General features: G+C 42.3%; 14 protein-coding genes and 1 pseudogene. 8 read left to right on the forward strand and 7 right to left on the reverse strand.

The window, feature by feature from the left end; translation table 11 throughout:
* Window positions 1–6: 6 nt before the first annotated feature.
* From cas1f to dapA, 4 genes are all read right to left on the reverse strand, one after another.
* Window positions 7–960, reverse strand: coding sequence for a type I-F CRISPR-associated endonuclease Cas1f (gene cas1f, locus IM753_RS03805; protein WP_194108710.1), 954 nt, complete (start codon window positions 958–960; stop codon window positions 7–9).
* A gap of 243 nt (window positions 961–1,203) precedes the next feature.
* Window positions 1,204–1,917, reverse strand: a complete 714-nt coding sequence (gene purC, locus IM753_RS03810) for a phosphoribosylaminoimidazolesuccinocarboxamide synthase (protein ID WP_065256783.1) — start codon at window positions 1,915–1,917, stop codon at window positions 1,204–1,206.
* 82 nt (window positions 1,918–1,999) lie between these two features.
* Complete coding sequence (locus IM753_RS03815; protein WP_227514763.1) at window positions 2,000–2,296, reverse strand: hypothetical protein; 297 nt, start codon at window positions 2,294–2,296, stop codon at window positions 2,000–2,002.
* Between the two features lie 23 nt (window positions 2,297–2,319).
* Entirely contained in the window at window positions 2,320–3,222 is a 903-nt protein-coding gene (gene dapA, locus IM753_RS03820) for a 4-hydroxy-tetrahydrodipicolinate synthase (RefSeq protein WP_062501463.1), read from the reverse strand.
* Between the two features lie 325 nt (window positions 3,223–3,547).
* On the opposite strand from dapA, the gene IM753_RS13255 reads away from it, so the two are divergent.
* Together IM753_RS13255 and IM753_RS13260 are read left to right on the forward strand one after the other, a co-directional pair.
* Window positions 3,548–3,763 carry an IS5 family transposase gene (locus IM753_RS13255; protein WP_065256784.1) on the forward strand — a complete coding sequence of 72 codons (216 nt, stop codon included), beginning with the start codon at window positions 3,548–3,550 and terminating at the stop codon, window positions 3,761–3,763.
* An 18-nt stretch (window positions 3,764–3,781) separates the two neighbouring features.
* Window positions 3,782–4,024 (forward strand): annotated as a pseudogene (locus tag IM753_RS13260) (IS5/IS1182 family transposase); the annotation flags it as partial.
* Between the two features lie 622 nt (window positions 4,025–4,646).
* Here the strand turns inward: IM753_RS13260 and IM753_RS03830 are convergent.
* Together IM753_RS03830 and IM753_RS03835 are read right to left on the reverse strand one after the other, a co-directional pair.
* The gene (locus tag IM753_RS03830; RefSeq protein ID WP_194108711.1) at window positions 4,647–6,809 is read right to left on the reverse strand and encodes a transferrin-binding protein-like solute binding protein; all 2,163 of its coding nucleotides are present in this window, start codon (window positions 6,807–6,809) and stop codon (window positions 4,647–4,649) included.
* Window positions 6,810–7,082: 273 nt separating this feature from the next.
* Complete coding sequence (locus IM753_RS03835) at window positions 7,083–8,594, reverse strand: surface lipoprotein assembly modifier (protein ID WP_194108712.1); 1,512 nt, start codon at window positions 8,592–8,594, stop codon at window positions 7,083–7,085.
* 589 nt (window positions 8,595–9,183) lie between these two features.
* Here IM753_RS03835 and IM753_RS03840 point away from each other — a divergent pair.
* Window positions 9,184–9,501, forward strand: a complete 318-nt coding sequence (locus IM753_RS03840; RefSeq protein ID WP_194108713.1) for a PepSY domain-containing protein — start codon at window positions 9,184–9,186, stop codon at window positions 9,499–9,501.
* Window positions 9,502–9,667: 166 nt separating this feature from the next.
* Here the strand turns inward: IM753_RS03840 and IM753_RS03845 are convergent, their stop codons facing one another.
* Window positions 9,668–12,889, reverse strand: a complete 3,222-nt coding sequence (locus tag IM753_RS03845) for a lactoferrin/transferrin family TonB-dependent receptor (RefSeq protein ID WP_194092612.1) — start codon at window positions 12,887–12,889, stop codon at window positions 9,668–9,670.
* Between the two features lie 698 nt (window positions 12,890–13,587).
* On the opposite strand from IM753_RS03845, the gene IM753_RS03850 reads away from it, so the two are divergent.
* The 5 genes from IM753_RS03850 (at window position 13,588) to IM753_RS03870 (ending at window position 19,191) form a co-directional block, all read left to right on the forward strand.
* A complete protein-coding gene (locus tag IM753_RS03850; RefSeq protein ID WP_065273991.1) occupies window positions 13,588–13,959 on the forward strand; it encodes a hypothetical protein in 372 nt (123 codons plus the stop codon).
* A gap of 121 nt (window positions 13,960–14,080) precedes the next feature.
* Window positions 14,081–15,070: an energy transducer TonB gene (locus IM753_RS03855; RefSeq protein ID WP_194108714.1), complete on the forward strand. Its 990-nt coding sequence runs from the start codon at window positions 14,081–14,083 to the stop codon at window positions 15,068–15,070.
* A 105-nt stretch (window positions 15,071–15,175) separates the two neighbouring features.
* Window positions 15,176–15,724, forward strand: coding sequence for a MotA/TolQ/ExbB proton channel family protein (locus tag IM753_RS03860; protein WP_062499355.1), 549 nt, complete (start codon window positions 15,176–15,178; stop codon window positions 15,722–15,724).
* A gap of 11 nt (window positions 15,725–15,735) precedes the next feature.
* Complete coding sequence (locus IM753_RS03865; protein WP_062499354.1) at window positions 15,736–16,137, forward strand: biopolymer transporter ExbD; 402 nt, start codon at window positions 15,736–15,738, stop codon at window positions 16,135–16,137.
* 429 nt (window positions 16,138–16,566) lie between these two features.
* Window positions 16,567–19,191 carry a transferrin-binding protein-like solute binding protein gene (locus IM753_RS03870; RefSeq protein ID WP_194108716.1) on the forward strand — a complete coding sequence of 875 codons (2,625 nt, stop codon included), beginning with the start codon at window positions 16,567–16,569 and terminating at the stop codon, window positions 19,189–19,191.
* The last annotated feature ends 87 nt before the right edge of the window (window positions 19,192–19,278 follow it).

The raw sequence follows: 19,278 nt of genomic DNA on the forward strand, positions 1-19,278 counted from the left end.
AAATCCTTATTCAAATTCCTTGTTTAGAGCAAGCCCCTTTACCGTCTCAAACATCACATCAAGGGCGTGATAATCGGTAAAATAAGACAAGCACAGTTCACGAAATTCCTGCTCACGGACGTTATCAGACGCACACATAAAGGCAAGTGGCAGGATAATTGTATCTTTGACAATGTCGGCAATATCAAACACCAACGCCCCACGCCGTGTCTTGCCGTGCATGACCGCAAATCCGTGGGCAATGCCAAGCACCCAAGCAGTGGTCGCCCCCAAGCCATATGCCAAATAATTGCCGTGATTTAAAAATTGATTGGCTTTGTCCACACCGTCATAATCACGGCTAAATCCCTTATAGCCTGTGTGTTTGACGGCAAATTTATACAGCTCTTTGGTCATACGTCCTTCTAGGGCGAGCAGGTCTGAGACGCTATTTTGCCCTAAAATTTGGGTGCGGTAATGATTTTGTAAGCTTATGATTTCATCAGATTTACTATCAAAGCCCGCCCCACGCAAGTCCTTATCACGCCCCCACACGTCATTCATAAAATCAAGCCGAGCCATTTGCAAGCGTTTTGCCATAGCGAGACGTTTATCATCGTCCCACCACCACGACAGCCAGCCTTGAATGTACTCGGTGGGGCGATATTCTGATTGTGGCGTCAGCCACTCAATCTCACTCCCCATAAATAAAGGCGTGCCACCGCCCCCACAAAAGCCAATCAGCACGCCTGCACTTGCCAGTAGCCTTACCGCAGATTGGGTAATGGACGTGCCTGTGCCAAGCAGTATCACGGTGGTGTTGGCAATGGGAATATTGTAGTAGAGATTTTCTTTTTTACTTTCGGTCAGATACAGCACTCGTCCGTCTTTTTGCATGACTCGGCAATGCTCTAAATAATACAGATTGGCACGTTTGGAATGTAAAATGGTTTTTAGGTCGGTGGGGCGTAGGGTGTCCATGTGTTATCCTTACAAATAACATGGATATTAACAGATGTGTACTGTGCCGTCAATCGTTGGGGCGGATTGGGGTGGGTTTGGATGGTTGTATTTTGGGCAGACGTGCAGGGGCATGATGGACTTATACCACAGTTTGCATGTAAGAAATAAGCATGTTATATCAACATTAAAAGGACGTGCTCAGCACGTCCCTACAAAGCCTGTAGCAAATATTAAGTTTGTTAGGTGTACTTCTTAGCCAAGTTAGTCAAGCGGTACGCCAATACGTCTTGCCACTTCTTCATAGCCTTCAACCACATTGCCTAGACCTTGACGGAAACGGTCTTTGTCGAGCTTTTTCTTGGTTTCTTTGTCCCACAGGCGACAGCCATCAGGCGAGAACTCATCGCCTAACACCACACGCCCATGAAACAGTCCAAATTCTAATTTAAAATCCACCAGCATAAGACCCGCTTCATCAAAAATCTGACTTAGCACGTCATTGACCTTGTGAGTCAGCACACTCATCTGCTCCAACTCGTCTGCGGTGGCATAACCCAAGGCAATGGCGGTACTTGGGGCAAGCATGGGGTCGCCCAATTTGTCATCTTTATAAAACAGCTCAAAGGTCGGTGGCATAAGTGGCAAGCCCTCAGCAAGCCCCAAACGCTTGGCAATACCGCCAGCGGCATAGTTACGCACCACGCATTCTACGGGTATCATTTTTAGGCGTTTGACCAGCACCTCATCATCAGACAGCTCACGCTCAAAATGGGTCTCAATGCCAGCGTCTGCCAATTTGCTCATGATAAAGCTGTTAAAGCGGTTATTGACTCTGCCTTTGCGGTCAAGTTGGGCGATTTTTTCGCCATTAAAGGCGGACGCATCGTTGCGAAAATGCAAAATCAGATAATCAGGGTTGTCCGTTTCATAGACAGATTTGGCTTTGCCAGCATAAAGTAGGGCTTGCTTTTGCATGGGTTTCTCCGTGTTTGGTGGCGGTTTGCACGATAAATTTACACAATAAAAAGGCACGAACAGCAACGCTCGTGCCAAACAATCATCTTACCTGTGGTGGTCTGGGTAATTGGTACTGCTTGCCTGACTCATTGGTCGACGGGGTGATCTCGCCTGCCACTTCTGGCACATCATACAGAGGGATAAATGGAGCGGATGCTTGGTTGGCAGGTAGGCGGATGGGGTGTAGCTTGGTGGCGTGAACATAGTCCAAACTGCCGTTATCACGCTTGCCCAGTACGCCTTTGACACTTTGGCACCCCGTCAGTAGCACCACGCTCATCATGACAAGGGCGGTTAGTTTTAGTGTTGGTTTTAGTGTTGTTTTTAGCATGGTCATGTTATTCTCACTTATTCTTGCTGTTAAATCAAATTGGCTTTTTGCAATGCTTGGTCGATGATGGACTGATTGCCTGCTGACAGCCACACCAAAGGCAAGCGAATGCCCGTGTCAATCATGCCCATCTTGTGCAGGGCGTATTTGGCAGGTTGGGGACTAGATTCACAAAACAGCTCTTTGTGCAAATGCTCAATACCTTGGTTGATGACACTTGCTTCATCAAACTTACCCGCCAAAGCTAAGCTAAAAATCTCGCTCATCGCTTTGGGGGCGACATTGGATGTTACTGAGATATTACCCTTTGCTCCAAATTTCATGAGTTCTAGGGCGGTTGGGTCATCGCCCGACAAGACCACAAGACGCTCGCCCACACGCTCGATAAGTGCCTTGCCACGCACCAAATCGCCCGTGGCGTCTTTGATGGCGACAATATTGGAAATATCGGCAAGGCGTGCCACGGTGTCCTCATTCATGTCCACGACCGTGCGACCAGGGACGTTATAGAGAATCTGGGGGATATCCACCGCTTCGGCAATGGTCTTATAATGTTGATACAGCCCTTCTTGGGTGGGCTTATTATAATATGGCACGACAAGCAGGACAAAATCCGCCCCAACTGCCTTGGCGTGGGCGGTCAGCTCAATGGCTTCGGCGGTGTTGTTCGCCCCTGTTCCTGCAATCACAGGAATGCGACCTGCCACTTGTTTGACAAAAAATTCAATGACATCGCCGTGTTCTTTCATAGAAAGCGTGGCGGACTCGCCTGTTGTTCCCACCGCCACCAAAGCGTGCGTGCCAGACTCAATCTGCCACTCAATCAGGCGAGCCAACGCATCATAATCCACCGCACCGTCTGCCGTCATGGGCGTTACCAGTGCTGTCATCGAGCCTTGTAGTCTTGCCTTCATCTCATCATAAGTTGTCATAAAGCACCTGATTTTGTCATTTTGTATCAAATGGCTTAGTTTAACATTTTACTGAGCGTTTTAAAATAATTTAAATTAAAATTATTGCATTTAATTGCATTTATTAGGGCGTGCCCGCCCTTTATAACATTATTTACAATATAGAAATATTTTAGAAATAAATCAATCGTTTTTGCATGAAAAATGGCTAAATCTTGTTTTTCGTAATTTTCATTGCAAATACAAAAGGCAGGCACGCCCTAGAGCATCCCGACAATTATTTACAAAACAAATAACGATTTTGGCACAATGAAAGCTCTAACCCAGTCAAAGTATCAAAATCGCTATGGCTCGCACCTTACTCACAGATGAACAATGGTACAAGTTAAAAACCATTTTACTACAATTAGGCATCTATAACAAGCACAGTTTAAGAAACACCGCAGAAGGCATCTTGTATCGCATTCGTGCAGGCATTTCGTGGGAAGATTTGCCTTGTGAGCTTGGCAACTATTATAGCATTCATCGTGATTTTTTTAGGTGGTCAAATCAGGCAGGTTAGTGCAGTTATTTAAAAAACCAAAGCAGCAGTAAAAAACTCACCAGAGTAAAAAATGTCATGGTTGATGGCGGTTATCGTGACGAGACGTTTACTCATTGTATCAAAAGCATTTTAGGTGAAACAGTCACAACCGAAGTGGCTAAACGTGATGAATTACACAAGTTTAAAGTCATTTTAAGGAAAAACTGCAAGCGATACTTAAATACAAGCTTGCAGTTTGTGAATTTAGCTTTTATTGCGTTGTTGTTGAAAAGATTGTGAATGGGTTAGCGATGGCTTAGGAGTCATTTGTCAAAGTTTGAGACAATCGAAGAAGGTTTGAGATGTTATTTTGGGGTTTGGTGAGTATAAATAAAACTTAACTTAATTTTATGAATATATCATAAAAATTAATAGGGCGTGCCTGCCCTTTATAACACTATTTACAATATAGAAATATTTTAGAAATAAACTAATCGTTTTTGGATGAAAAATGGCTAAATCTTGTTTTTCGTGATTTTCATTGCAAATACAAAAGGCAGGCATACCCTAAAGCGTGTTGAAATTTTGTATTTACCATAAAAATGTCCATATAAACAGCAGAGGGTATATGCTTTTTAAGCAGAATAGCGGTAACCATAAGCCTTTGCAGGCAAGTGTCTGATGTGAAAATAATCTGACCATTTGCTCTAAAATGGTGCATCATAACCAAAACCAGTAACACCACCTAAGTAAAATGCCACCAAATGACAAACAGTAACTAAGCAATAATAATGGCAGATAATGAAAACTCATCATCTGCCATCGTTGCTATCAATCATTGGCATGGCTTGGGCTTATCATCTTAATCATTTATATTTGATTAAGCATCAATCCCATCAGCCGAACAAACATTGTGTTTAAATTACTGCTTAACTTCTTGTTGTTTTTTTGTGCCAAAGACCACAGAGACTTTGCCATCATCACCGCTGTTTTTGTGTGCAAATGACCCACCCATCTCGGTTGCATTTGGACCATAAAAGCCCCCAGTAACCTCGGCATCTTTGATGACGATGGATTTGCCTGTACTGCTAGAATCTATCTTGTAGCCCCCTGCGTTCGCTTCGGCAGTGCTGGCTTTGCCTGTCCAGCCATTGCCTGCGATTTGACCTGTGATGCTAAATACAGGATCTTTGCGGTCTTTGGTGATAAGTTTGCCATTAACTGATTTTTTCTCAAAGTCAATGTCAAAATCAGCAACATCTTTGGCATCATTAAAGCCTTTTGATGAGTCCGCTCCTGTGATGTATCCTACCCAGTTCCCCAGATATTTAGCTTTGCCTGTGGTTGGTACGGCTTTCTCGCCTGTGGTAGCGGTGCGTTCACCTTGCAAAAAGACACTGTTGCTTGTGCCGACACTGAGCTCACCAAATTTTAGGTATTCAAAGTTTTTGCCATAGGTTTTGACACTAACTTTATCATTCACCATCAAAGTCTCGCCCGCTTTGTTTGTGGCAGAATCTGGCTTGTCTTTGGTGAATTCATTTTTGGTGGCATCGGTAGATACCAAATCAATGACGGTAGAACCCAAGACCAACTTTTTGGCATTACCAAAGTTATCCAGTTGTTTTTTGGTAAATGGGGTGAATGTGGTTGCGTTATTTGTATTAAATGTCCCAAGTGCATAAGCATCTAAGATGGCTTCGGTTTTTTCTACTTTACCCTCTTGTTTAGCACCAAAGACACCAAAGAGTTTGTTGTCATCGGTTAAGAATTTACCTGCCAACTCCTCACCTTTTGGTCCATAAAAACCACCTTCTAGCTTGTTTGTAGCATCGCTGGTAAAGGGGTGTTTGGTTTTGCTTTCTTCTTTTTTATCATGTGCGATGGCACTGCCACGGAAGCGGTTGCCGTGGATACTGGCATTGATGTCATAGCGTTTGGTTTTGGTTACTGCTTGTTTATGGCTGTCTTGTAGGTTACTAAACAGCCCACCTGTTAGGCTCTTTTTACTAAAATCTACCGTAAATTCACTGCTATGACCATATTCACCGCTATGACCATCAGGGGCAGAGCCTTCTTGGGTTAATAAGCGGTTGTATTCATCTTTTGAAGATGCCCCATACCACCAGCCTGCTTGATAGGTTTCTTTCACTTCGCTAAATCGGTTTCTTTTATTTTTGGCAACATCGGTCATAAAGTCCCAATATCCTTTATATTTGACTGTATCTTGTGTGGGCAACTCTTTGGCGGTCGTTGTGCCATTATAAAACACACCACCCACAGGACCTGAATTCCAAAGTCTTGGTTCATCTGTTTTTCTGACGGTTAGATAATTGGCATCATTCACCAAGTAGTAACCATAATCAACATATTTTAAATCTCGTGTGGTTGCTTTGGTTGTTTTGTCATTTGAATGAAAAATTTTGTTTTCCAGTGATGTTATTACTTGCTGAAAATCAGGGCTTTTACGCACATTTTCTTTGATTTGTTTGGCAAGCTCTGCATCGGAGATTTGTTTATTTTGTTCTTTAATTCTTTTTCCAATGGCATTTTTATCCGCTTCATTCATTTTTGCCATATAGCCATCAAGCAATTTATTTTCTACATCTAACGAAAATGGCAATGGCGATTTTTCACCTTTTGCAACTTGTTTTTTACCGTCTAAGGTAATGATATCTTTTTCATCTAATGGCGTGTCTTGTTGGTCGTATAGATTAATTTTACTCAAAGCCATGCCAAAACCCATGGCAGGTTCTTGAATGGATGAAACTTGTTCTTTGTTATTGGGCGTTGTTGGCACATCTTGATATTTTGGTTCTGGTGTGTTGGCACTGCCTGTACCAGAGTTTGCATTACCTGAATTACCTGCACTGCCTGTACCAGAGTTTGCACCGCCAGCATTGCCTGCATTATCAGTACTGCCAGTACCGCCTGTATTTCCTGTACCGCCAGCATTACCTGCATTGCCTGCATTTGGAATGGGCGTAGGGGCAGGTGGATTTGAACCACCACTGCTACCACCACAAGCGGTTAATAAGACGGCAGAGATTGCCACACACAGTGTGGTTAAAGGAATGTGTTTCATAAAATAATCCTCTGATGGGTTGATGGTATTATCTAAACAAGTCTGTTAATGCCTATTTTGGCATGCTGACAATGTGCATTTGGCGTATTTGTTTGAGCAGTTATGATAAATGCGTTTGTGATGGACAAAATACGGTAAATTTACATTGATAAATAATAACATAAACAATAACAATTATCTATTATATTTTTGATTTTTTTCTTGATTTTTTCTTGATATTGTCTATGATGGTACATTTTTTTACAAAAACAAAAGCAGGGCATGCTCATCCCATTAAAAAATGCGACTAAACTCAACAAACATTTGATTTTTATGGTAATTTGCCTTAATGTCATTGCTTTTATTGATGTTTGTGCTGATGGTCAGTCGTGGCGTGATGCCCCATTTGTGAATGTCTCTGTGCCAAAATGATAAAGACGCTTGCATCTGTTTATCATGGCGAATTTGTCCACCGCTGGTTAAGTTTGCCCCTTGGTAATGGCGTTTGTTGATGCTGATTTGGGCACGGCTTGAAAGACCGCCCGCCCATTCTTGCCCCCACGCTGTGCGTATGCCACGGCGCTCATAGCTGTCAGATGGGTCTTGTGGCACTTTTTCATCATAAAAGTCTGCCCCCAAAAGATAATAGCGTGTGGCATTTGGGTAATAAATCAATGATGTGCTGTATAAAGTGTTGTTACTGTCAGCCCTAGGCGTCCGATGGTTGGTTAGGCGTGATATGTCTATGGCGTTTAGGCTTTGAAATTTTGGGTTGATTCTATAATCAGCTGACATGCGTATGCCTATGGTGTCGGTATAACGCTCATGCCCATAAAATCTTTTTTCACCATAGACCTCAATGCCAAGGTCTTTTTTGGCATCAGCAAAGCCCAAATTTGCCCCCAGTCTGCCCCAATGGTCGTTGTATTTTTTGTGATTTTGATGATGTTTGCCATGGATTTGGGCGTTCGCTCCCACATATGCCCCTTTGGGCAAAGACCACTTTTTATCCGCCCCTAATTGATAGCTTAGGGTGATGGCATCAATGGGTTTGTCAAAAGTCCATTGACCTTGCGTGGTGTTTTTGGGGGTTTGATTAATGTTGTCTTCTTTGGCCAGATTCATGCCTGCTTGCCATGTCCATGAATCTCGTTGTTTTAACGCTTGTCTGTACTGCCCAACAACCTGTCGCACATTATCTGGCAAGTTATCAGCATGTAATTTATTAAACTGGTCAAGGGCGGCTTCGTTTTGTTTGTCCATAAATAATGCCCTTGCCAGATGAAAACGCACCACATTATATTCAGGCATGATGGCGATGATGCGACGTAGCTCATCAATGGCTGTTTTGGCGTTGCCTTTGTCCAAGGCAACCAGTGCATTGGCATACCCAAGCAAGATGCCATTTTGATGGTCTTTGGGCAGTTTTTGATAAATGGGCAATAATGCGCGAACCCCTGCCATATGATTGGTCATGACAGCAGAATTTAGGGCGTGATTAAGCAAATCGGGGTTATCAAGCAGTAACGCTTCATCGGCGATGAGCGTATCTTCGTCAGGATTTGATGCTTGTGCCAGTGTTGGTTCTGTTGTTGGTGTTAATGCACCATGGGGCAATAGTTCAGGTTGAGCATGGTTAATGATGGGTTCAAGGGCGGTTATTTCTTGATTGATTGGTTCTTGATTGTCGGTGCGACCATCATCGGCATGGCTGATATGAGCGATTAGAAAAGTCAAGCCAGCCATAAAAAATTTTATGGGTGTTTTGGTGGGGGTGAATGTGGTATAAACAGGCGTGATTGTCATGACAGTTCCTATCAAAAAAGCGAGCATATTTTACCATTTTTTATGGTATTTAAAAATAAAAATGTGAATAATTATTAATTAATTTATCAAAATTGTTAGTTTCATTGTCATCTTATTTACACAAACTGACGATAAATAAGATGCCATTGATGGTTTTTATTCATTATTTGATACAGTATAACGCTTTATTCATATTATCATTAGCCATAAGGTTACAAATTAGCCATCAGTTTACAATTGATAATAATGACCGACAATTATTTTACAAATCATCTATGAAATACCACAGACATTTGGGGAAATATGCGTAAAATATGAAGCCTGTTTACCGTCTATGATTGATATAATTTGTGATTGTTTGATTGATAAAATTTATACTAACATCAAACAAACATTACGATTAAAAAATAGGTCAATAAAATGATGATCATAATAGACCATCATAGAACAAACAGCATATTGCGTCATTTGCCATTGGGCAAAAGGCATTTAACCCACTTGTGATTGATGGTTATCACGACACAGTTATTTATAACGATTGTTTATAACGATAAACATGAATTACAATGATAATAATCAGGAAACTACCATGAAAAATTTAACCAACAAACTGTTGGCTGGCGTGTTAAGTGTTGCTGTTTTGTTGCCTGCCGTTGGTATCTCTACCACCGCAGTTGCTAACGACCGTATTAAAGCACAAGCTTATGGCGACAGCAATTTTAACCAAAATCGTCAAAAAGCCATGCAAATGCTTGTTGCTCGTGGCTATCAAGTTGCTGATATAGAAGTTGATGATTGTTTGGGCAAGCCTGTTTTTGAAGTAGAAGCCTACAAAGACGGTGCTGAGTATGACATCGTTCTTGAATACCCATCACTTAACATCCTAAAAGAGCAACGTGATTACTGATAAATTAATTGCTAATAAATTAATGACTAATCTGAGTGATGACCGCTAAGAGCATCACTTAGCGATGATAAAATAAAGCCCTCATGGTAGATGGGGGCTTTATTCATTGGTTGATTGGGATTTGGCATGCCACAATCACATCCAAACCACTGATTAAAAGTGCAGGTTAAAACTTCATTTCAAGTGCCAATTGGTAATTGCGTCCAGGAGCGGCATAGCGACCATAATGCTTATCTTGGCTCAGTCCTGTATGCTGATTGACCGCCCCTTCTGCTGTTTGGCGTAAAGATTCCCAGGTGGTGTAATAGGTATCAAATACATTATACACGCCAGCACGCAAGGTAAAGTTATCTTTTATGTTTACATAACCTGACAAATCAAGTGTTTGCCACGGCGTGGATTTTGCTTTGGTGGCTTGTTTTGTTTGAATGTTGCCATTACCTAAGTTCTTATCTGCCAAAAGCTCGCTTGGATTTTTGGCATCAGAATGGGTAAACATGGCGTTTGCTCCCCATTTTTGGCTTGGGGCATCATAGCCGATTCCCACCACATAACGAGATGGCTGAATGGCATCAAACAACATGTTTGTTCCTGCCAAAGTTGGGTTTAAGGTTTTGCCTTTAACATCAACTTTGTTATAAGCCAGTGTTGAGTATAATCCATAGGGAATGCGACTATTGACAGCGTTTAGGTCAATTCTGCCAAGAATGTTAATGCCTGTCAAATCAGCATCTTGTCCATTATGAAAGCCCAAATCACCTTTACCACGCTGTTTGCCTGCATCAGCACCTTTGGTTAGGGTTCTAATCTCTTCACTTTTACCAACAATCAAATCGGTATAGCGATTTTTAAAATAACTGACTTCAAGACTGCCTAAGCGGTTATGTAAAGTCGCTCCGATTTCTTGGTTCAAGGATTTTTCAGGTTTTAGCTTGGTTTGATGGACAGTCTGCTGACAAATGTACCAAAGACCCTTACAGCCATGTTGCGTGCCTTTACCGATGGTTACGCCAAAGCGTTCGCCATACATTTCAGAAAAACTTGGCATGCGAAAGCCTTGCGAGCTTCTATAAGCGATGTCTAGCCAGTTGGTGGGCTTGACCACCACGCCAAAATTCCAAGACAGCTGGTTGCTGGCACTGTTGTCCACCAAAGGCACATCAGATTTGTGTTTGATTCTGTCATAGCGAGCACCCAACCCCAAATCAACATATTTATTGATGGTCATGTTGTCTCTTAAAGCGATGAAATAATTATTACCGCTGATGTGGCGAGTGGTTGAGCAATCAGCATAGCTGTTGGTCTCGCTATATTTGCAGTTATCATCTTTGACAACAGTCGCTTGATTTGGCTTATAGATATTATCCGTGCCTTTTTTGGCGTTTTTTTGGCTGTTTTCATTAGTCCAATCCGCCCATCCTTTGCGTAGCCCTGCATAAGCTTGAAAGCCCAGTCTGTCTATCTTGTCGTATGTTTCTTGCCCCAAACTTTGTTTGATTTTCTCAAAGGGTTTTAGGGTGTTTTTGGGGTGTTGTTTATCATATTTGTCAATGATGGCTTGATAATCAATCTTATCGGTATTTTTTTGGTTGTATTTCTCTATGCCTTGCTTGATGGCAAAATTTTGATAAGTGTTGTTTTTGGCGTTACAAGCCTGTGGATGGTCATGACCATAACCATAAGCATCAAGGCAAATGGGTTTGTTGTTTGAACCTAAAATGGGCTTAAACTTATCTGGCAAAGGGTTACTTGGTGGGGTGTAATCAAGCTTTTGATAAGATTGATGGGTTGCCAAACGATAATCTTCACGGCTAAGGCTTGAATTGAATTTATCATAGCCAACTTGCAGATTGATGTGATGATGCGTACTGCCCAACGCCATTTTTTTGTTAAAGACGGCTTTGATTAAATTGTGCTGTTCTTTGTAGGCATTGTTATCCACCTCTTTTACCGAAAAAGGTTTATTGACATCAGGCGTACAATTTTTGTCAATGTGCGGATAGGTTGAACAGTGCGTGTTGGTCAGCTGGCTACGTAGCGTAATGTCTTGCTTGTCATAAGACACACGCACATCATCAAACCATTTATTTTCACCTTTGCTGTCATAAACATATTCAAGCCCTAGGCGGTCTTTTTGGTGTTTTTCGTCATAAAATACGCCATGAGCATAGTTGATGCCATAACCTGAATTTGCCCCAATGGCATCACGAATGCGTTCACCAAGGTTATTGCCTTGATAATAGCCATTGGCTTCGCCATGGTTGATGAGCTTTGATTTTTCAATGTCATGAACCGTCAGATAAGCAGGCACGGTTTTATCTTGCATGGCATAGTTTTGTTTGGTGGTTTCATACACACCACCGACATAGTGCTTATCGTTTAGCTGATAACCTGGGCGAAGCAGTAAGGATTTGCTGTCTTGGGTGAGTGGGTTTGGGATAAGGCGGTTGGGGCCTGTATAATCTTTGACATTTACCTTATCACGCACATTGGTTGGCGTGGCTTGAAGTTTGGTTTGACCGCCAGAGGCACACGCTTCATAATTACCATTGGCACATTCATTTGCCATTAAAAATGTGCGGTTATTTGGGTCAGTGGTTGCCACCGCCCTATCAAAACTTTGGCTGCCCTGATAGGCATCATCATGTGCCTTGTATTCTTGACCACGGCGGTCGGTGTAGATGACAAGACCGCTAAAAGAACCTGCCTTGCCTGCTGCTGCCACAGAATTAACCCATGCGTTATTTTTACTGGCATAGGCGGTTTTGGTCTGCACGCCCCAATCTTTACCATCTTTGATGATGTCATCGGCGGTTTTGGTAACAAATGCCACAGAGCCAGATAATGCCCCAGAGCCGTATTCACTTGAATTTGCACCTTTGCTAATCTCAATGGAGCGGACGTTTTCGTATTCTATTTCGTTGATTGCCCCACCTGCGGCATAATTTCTGCCTGACACAGGACCTTGTAGGGCATAGTGCTGGGCTTGATTGATGCCATCAACCAATACCGCCACACGATTTTTATCCATACCACGAATAGAATAGCCCGAGCTTGCCCCGCGACCTTGCTCAACCACAGCAATGCCAGGGTCATAGCGTGTTAAGTCTCGAATGTTTAGTACTTGTTCTTTATTGATGGTCTCAGCAGTTTTGACCACCTTGCCAAGTCCTGTAACCTCGTTGGCTTTACGAGCGTTTTTCTTCGCTGTTACGACAGTTTCATCCAAGACAACAACAAGGTTTGTCTTATCTGTTGCTTCCGCCTTATCGGCCGTTGTGTTTGCCAGTGCCACCTGCGTGATGTTAAGCAGACCCAAAGACAAGGCACTAAGTTTTAATACTTGTTTGGATTTTTTGGATTTGTTGTTTTGTTTTGATTGATTCATCAATGACCACCTGTTGGCTTTTGCACTTTGACACACCGATACACCCCAATCAATCACAAGGCAGGCATCAAATTGAAGATGCCAAAAATGTGTATGAAGTGTATCGTCTTTGAAAACTTATTTTTTACCAAAAACAACCATTTGCTTGCTAAAACCACCCAACCAAAGTGATTGAATTTTTGATTTTGGTTATTTTGGTTTAAAGTTTGTAAAAATAAGTAAAATTATAATACAAAGCATCATACAAATGCAAGTGATAAACAAGGAATAATACAAACCATTAACATCAACTCTATATGAGATAATACAAATGTTTTTATTAACAAAATAGGGCATGCCTGCCTTTTGTATTTGCAATGAAAATCACGAAAAATCGCACGCTTTTCAAGGAAAAAGCTCGTTTGATAGTCGTTCTATCAAACGAGCTTTTGACTTCGAGTCACAAGATTTAGCCATTTTTCATGCAAAAACGATTAGTTTATCTCTAAAATATTTCTATATTGCAAATAGTGTTATAAAGGGCAGGCACGCCCTAGTACAGATTACCAACCTTGATAACCGCATCCTTATCGTCCGTCATGGAAAGTAGGTACACCCCACAAACCCCAAATATGCTACAATACCCTAACATCCGTTAAATAGGGATTCTAAATACCATGACCTACTCGTAACCCCACTCTCAACTAAACCCAAGCCCCTTGAAACAAAAACGACATAGCCCAATCCTAAGTTTCACCACAAAACAATCAGAGCAAGCCATGTCGTATGATGATTTTATCATTGTTGCCTATCTTTTGGTAGAGACTTTGTATCAAAATATTGTAACCAAACCTTTAAGAGGCAAAGGTTTTACTCATGCTTTATCTGATGCAAAAATCATTACCATGGAGCTTGTTGGAGAGTGCTTAGGTCTTTATACAGACAAAGGCATTTGGGCTTATTTTACCAATCATTACACTCACTATCTCCCTAAATTAGGCTCCTACCTAAACTTTGCCAAACACTGTGCTAACTTGGTTTGGATTAAGGATAAGATGATGAGCGTGCTTGGTGCTTTTTTGGTGAAATAAATTTTACCAAAATGTTGCAATTTATAATCAAATTATTTATAATATAACAAATGATAATCGTTAATATTTTTAATTTTCTATAAATAGATGTGCTACATTTAGTTGTTTATGGGTGTTTTAAGTGGATAATTCCAAAAAAATCAAAGTGTTGGCTATCTCTATTGCAGCTGTCTTGCATGGATTGGTAGGTTTTGGATTGGCGAATATGACCATAAAACCAATAACACCACCACCTGTAACGCCGCCCTTAGAGGTTGAATTCATCAAAGAATCAGTGCCTGAACCCATCGCACTTAATGACCTTGAATCGCCCGAACCGCCAGGCGAACCTGTTGTTACGCCAGAGCCTGTTGTAGAGCCAGAGGTTGCTACCCCTGAGGTTGTTGAACCGCCACCCGAACCTGAACCAATTCCTGAGCCTGAACCCGAACCTGAGCCATTGCCCGAGCCTGAACCTGAACCTGAACCTGAGCCCGAGATTGATGTAGAAGCCATCTTAGAACAACAAAGACTTCAAGAGGCTTGGGTTGCCCAGCAAAAACAATTGGCCAAAATTCAAGAACAAGAGCGACTTGAACAAGAACGCCTTGAAAATGAACGCAGAGAACAAGAGCGACTTGAACAAGAACGCTTAGAAAACGCAAGACGTGAGCAGGAGCGACTTGACAACGAACGCAGAGCCAGAGAACAAGCACAGAAAGAAGCCCAAGCGGCTGCTGCAAGACAAGCGGCTGCCCAAGCGGCGGCTGATGCTGCCAAAAAAGCAGGTAATCATGGGGGCGGTCAGCCTGCCCAAAATCAGACCGTGGAAGGCGGCATTAATATCAGTAATGCCAGCTGGAAAACCAAGCCCAGAGTGAATAATTTTTGTTCAGCCAGAAGTGATATTGACACCACGCTTCAAGTGAGTTTCCGTGTTGATGCTGAGGGTAAAATCTCCAATGTCAATTTAAATGGTTCAACAGGCGATGCCAAATTAGACCGACAGATTATCCGTCAAATCGGTCGTGGTCGCCTGCATCCGTTTAGAGAGGGTAACATCACACGTGTTGGCACTGCAATTTATCCGATTACGTTAAAACTACCAAAAGATGAGTCATGTACCAACTAATTTTGTGGTTTTAACTGATTTTTAGCAATAATTCTTATGATAACTTAGTTGAGTTGCCCAGATATTTGGTCATTTGATTAGGTTTTGAAAATTTGAGGTGAATTTATGGATTTTGGATTTTATTGGTCGCATACCGATGCGGTGAGTAAGACACTGTTTTTTGTCTTATTGGCTTTATCAATGACATCTTGGGTTGTGGGCATCATGCGTGTGATTAACTCTCGGCGTCGCACAGCAAATATTGTTGATGAGCTAACCTCCCAAATCAATATCCAAAACTTGGATGATTTGCCATTTGACCAACGCAAGATGGCAACAGAGCAAAAACTGCTCCAACAAATCGCTCGTCATCGTTATGAACTTGAAAAAGGTCTGCCCGTTCTTGGCACAACAGCTTCCATCGCACCTTTTATTGGGCTGTTTGGTACGGTTTGGGGGATTTTTCATGCCCTTCATAGCATCGGTGCAACAGGTCAAGCAGGCTTGGCACAAGTGGCAGGACCTGTGGGCGAGGCATTGATTATGACAGGTTTGGGTTTGGCGGTTGCAATACCTGCGGTGATCTTTTATAACATTGCCACACGCATCAACAAGCAAGCGATTCATCTGGCAACTGATACAGCCCATCAAATTCTGTCTAAGATTGTACGATAAAGGAGATTCTGATGGCTTTTGAGTTGGGTGATCATGACAATAACGGCATGAATGAGATGAACCTTATTCCGCTGATTGACATCATGTTGGTTTTGATGATTATTTTTTTGGTAACAGCAACGGTGCTAAATCCAAGTGTACCGCTTGATTTACCAAAAACTTCGGCATCGGTGAATGATGCACCGCCTGAGGTCTTACAAATTAGCATTGATGAGGCAGGGGGGATTTATTGGGACCGTGAAGCACTGAGCTTAGATGAGCTAAGTCAGCGTTTCACCGAGCAGGTTAATGCAGGCAAAAACCCTCAAATTAATTTGCGTGCTGATAAAGAGGGTAAATACGACACCGTCGCACAGGTTTTGGCTGAGGCATCAAAAGCAGGACTGGGCAAAATCGCTTTTGTCAGCGAATAGATGGATTTGATTTGGGGTGTGTTGAGCATTGGTTCAACACACCCTAATTATTGCCCATCATTCTACTTATCAACCATAAATTATCAACCATAAAGATTTATCTTACCAAAAAATCTTATTACACCATTAATATTGTCACAGAAAAATATCAGAAAATAACTTGCTAGATTGTAAATTTTTATGTTATTATATGATACTAATTATCATTAGTGCCAAGATATCCATTGCTAAACTTCATTCCCCATCTTAACAATTACCAAACGGTGAGTGGATTGTCCGATTGACAGCAAGCTTAGCATAACAGCATCGGCTGATTGTGCTTTTTGCCTTGTTATGTGTTTATGGGAGTTGATTGCACTTTTCTTCGTGGTGGATGCTTGGGCTGATTTAGTAAAGCGGTCTTCATAACACACCAAACGAGACATCACCATGAGTACTGTCAAAACCCCCCACATTTTCTACCAAAAACGCACCCTTAGCCTTGCCATCGCCAGTATTTTTGCTGCCGCTCTGATGACAGGCTGCCATTCTGATGACATCAGTGCCAATGCACCCAATGTTACCCAACTGCCCCAAGGCACGGTTTTACCAACACCGAACACAGGTCATGACAATACCAATAATGCCAACAACGCCAACAATCAGGGCAACAACACGGATAACAACACCAGCACAACTGACCCAAATGGCGATAACAACCAACTGACACAATCACAAAAGACCGCCGCTGCCGCAGGGTTTTTTGTGATGGGTAAGATTCGTGATACCAGCCCAAAAAATGACCCAGATTATAGCGATGATTTAAAACAGCAGTGGTTAGGCAAATTATATGTTGGTATTGATGCCCATCGCCCTGATGGCATCGGAAAAGGTAAAAACTTGCGTCAGCCCATCACCGCCAATGACATCAAACCCTTGTATTTTAACAAATTCCCTGCATTGTCTGATTTGCACTTAGACAGTGAACGCCATCGTTTTGACCCCCAAAAGATAAACACCATTAAAGTGTATGGTTATGGCAACTTAACAACACCGTCCAACAACAACACTCACATCAATCATCAGCAAGCTGATAATGCCAAAGCCAAAAAGCCCGCCGATGCTTATGAAAATATCCGTTTTGGGTATCTTGAACTACAAGGCAGCAGCCTGACCCAAAAAAATGCCGATACTCAAAATGACCAAGACCGCATTCCCAAACCCATGCCCATTTTGTTTTATCATGGAGAAAATGCCAGCAGCCAGCTGCCCAGTGCTGGTAAATTTAACTACACAGGCAACTGGCTGTACCTAAGTGATGTCAAAAAACGCCCCGCCCTTTCAGCAGCAGATGATCGAGTGGGGGTCTATCTCAATGCCAGTGGCAAGGCCAACGAGGGCGATGTCGTCAGTGCTGCCCACATTTATCTAAATGGCTTTCAATATAAGCACACGCCTGCCACTTATCAGGTGGATTTTGACACAAACTCATTAACAGGCAAGCTGTCTTATTATGACAATCCCAATCAGCAAAATGATAAAGGCGACTATATTAAAAGCCAATTTGACACTACCAAAAAAGTCAATGAAACCGATGTGTATCAAATTGATGCCAAAATCAAAGGCAACCGCTTTGTCGGTACGGCCAAATCTTTGGTTAACGAAAACACACAAACCGCACCTTTTATCAAAGAGCTATTCTCTAATGCTGCCAACCCAAACAACCCAAACCCCAACTCAGACACGCTAGAAGGCGGGTTTTATGGCCAGTCGGGCGATGAGCTGGCGGGTAAATTTTTATCCAATGACAACGCATCTTATGTGGTCTTTGGTGGCAAACGAGACAAAACGGCCAAACCTGTCGCCACAAAAACGGTGTATTTTAGTGCAGGCTTTGAAAAACCCAACACCAGTTTTGTGGATAATGAAACGATTGGTGAAATTATTGATAAAGCAAAGTTAAATGATAAAATCAATGAACAAATTGAAGATGGGACTGTCCATGTCAGTAATGAAGAATATTATGAATATCGTTGGGGCAAACCACAAGCAGAGTTCACCAAAAAAGTCGGCAGCAGCACCCAAGTCGTGCCAGCTTATTTTGGGCAACATGATAAATTTTATTTTAATGGCAACTATTATGACCTATCAGCCAAGCATGTTGATAGATTAGCCCCTGCTGATGCTGTCAAAGCCAACCAATCCATTAAAGAAAAATACCCTGATGCCAAACTAAATAAAGATAACCAAGTTACCACCATCGTGTTACAAGAAGCCAGTGGTGATAAGCCGTATACCGCCATTCGTGCTAAAAGCTATCAGCACATCAGTTTTGGCGAGACGCTGTATAACGATGCCAACCAAACCCCAACACGCAGTTATTTTGTGCAAGGCGGTAGGGCCGATACCAGCACCACGCTGCCCACGGCAGGTCAATTCACCTACAACGGTCTTTGGGCAGGCTATCTTACTCAAAAAAAGGACAAAGGTTATAGCGATAATGCAGAAACCATCAAGGCAAAAGGCCATCAAGGTTATCTGTTAACCGAAGACTTTACCCCAGAAGAAGATGACGATGATTTGACCGCATCTGCTGACCCCCAAGATGATGATGCAGACGCCGATGATGATGGTGCAGATAATGTGTACCATGCAGGTGAGATTCGCCCCGAATTTGCCAACAAGCACTTGCCCATTAACGAGCCTACTTATGAAAAAACTTTCTCCTTAGATGGTAAAAATAAAGCTAAGTTTAATGTGGATTTTGACACCAACAGCCTGACAGGCAATCTCAATGACAATAATGGCGACATTGTTTTTAACATCAAAGATGGCAAGATTGATGGCACAGCCTTTACCGCCAAAGCCGATGTATCCGATTATCGCCATGAGATTGGCAATAACAGCAGTGGCGGATTTTTATACAATATTCAAGACATTGATGTTAAGGGGCAATTTTTTGGCACAAATGGCGAAGAGTTGGCAGGACAGTTACAGTATGACAAAGGCGATGGCATCAATGACACCGCCGAAAAAGCAGGGGCTGTCTTTGGGGCTGTCAAAGAGACCAAATAACGCCCCCCATCATCGTTTAGTCGTTTAGTCGCTTGACCAACAGTTGATGACGCCCTTGGCAATGCCTTAAAACAGCACTTTGAAATG

It is taken from the genome of Moraxella sp. K127 (genome assembly GCF_015223095.1).
Lineage (GTDB): Bacteria > Pseudomonadota > Gammaproteobacteria > Pseudomonadales > Moraxellaceae > Moraxella.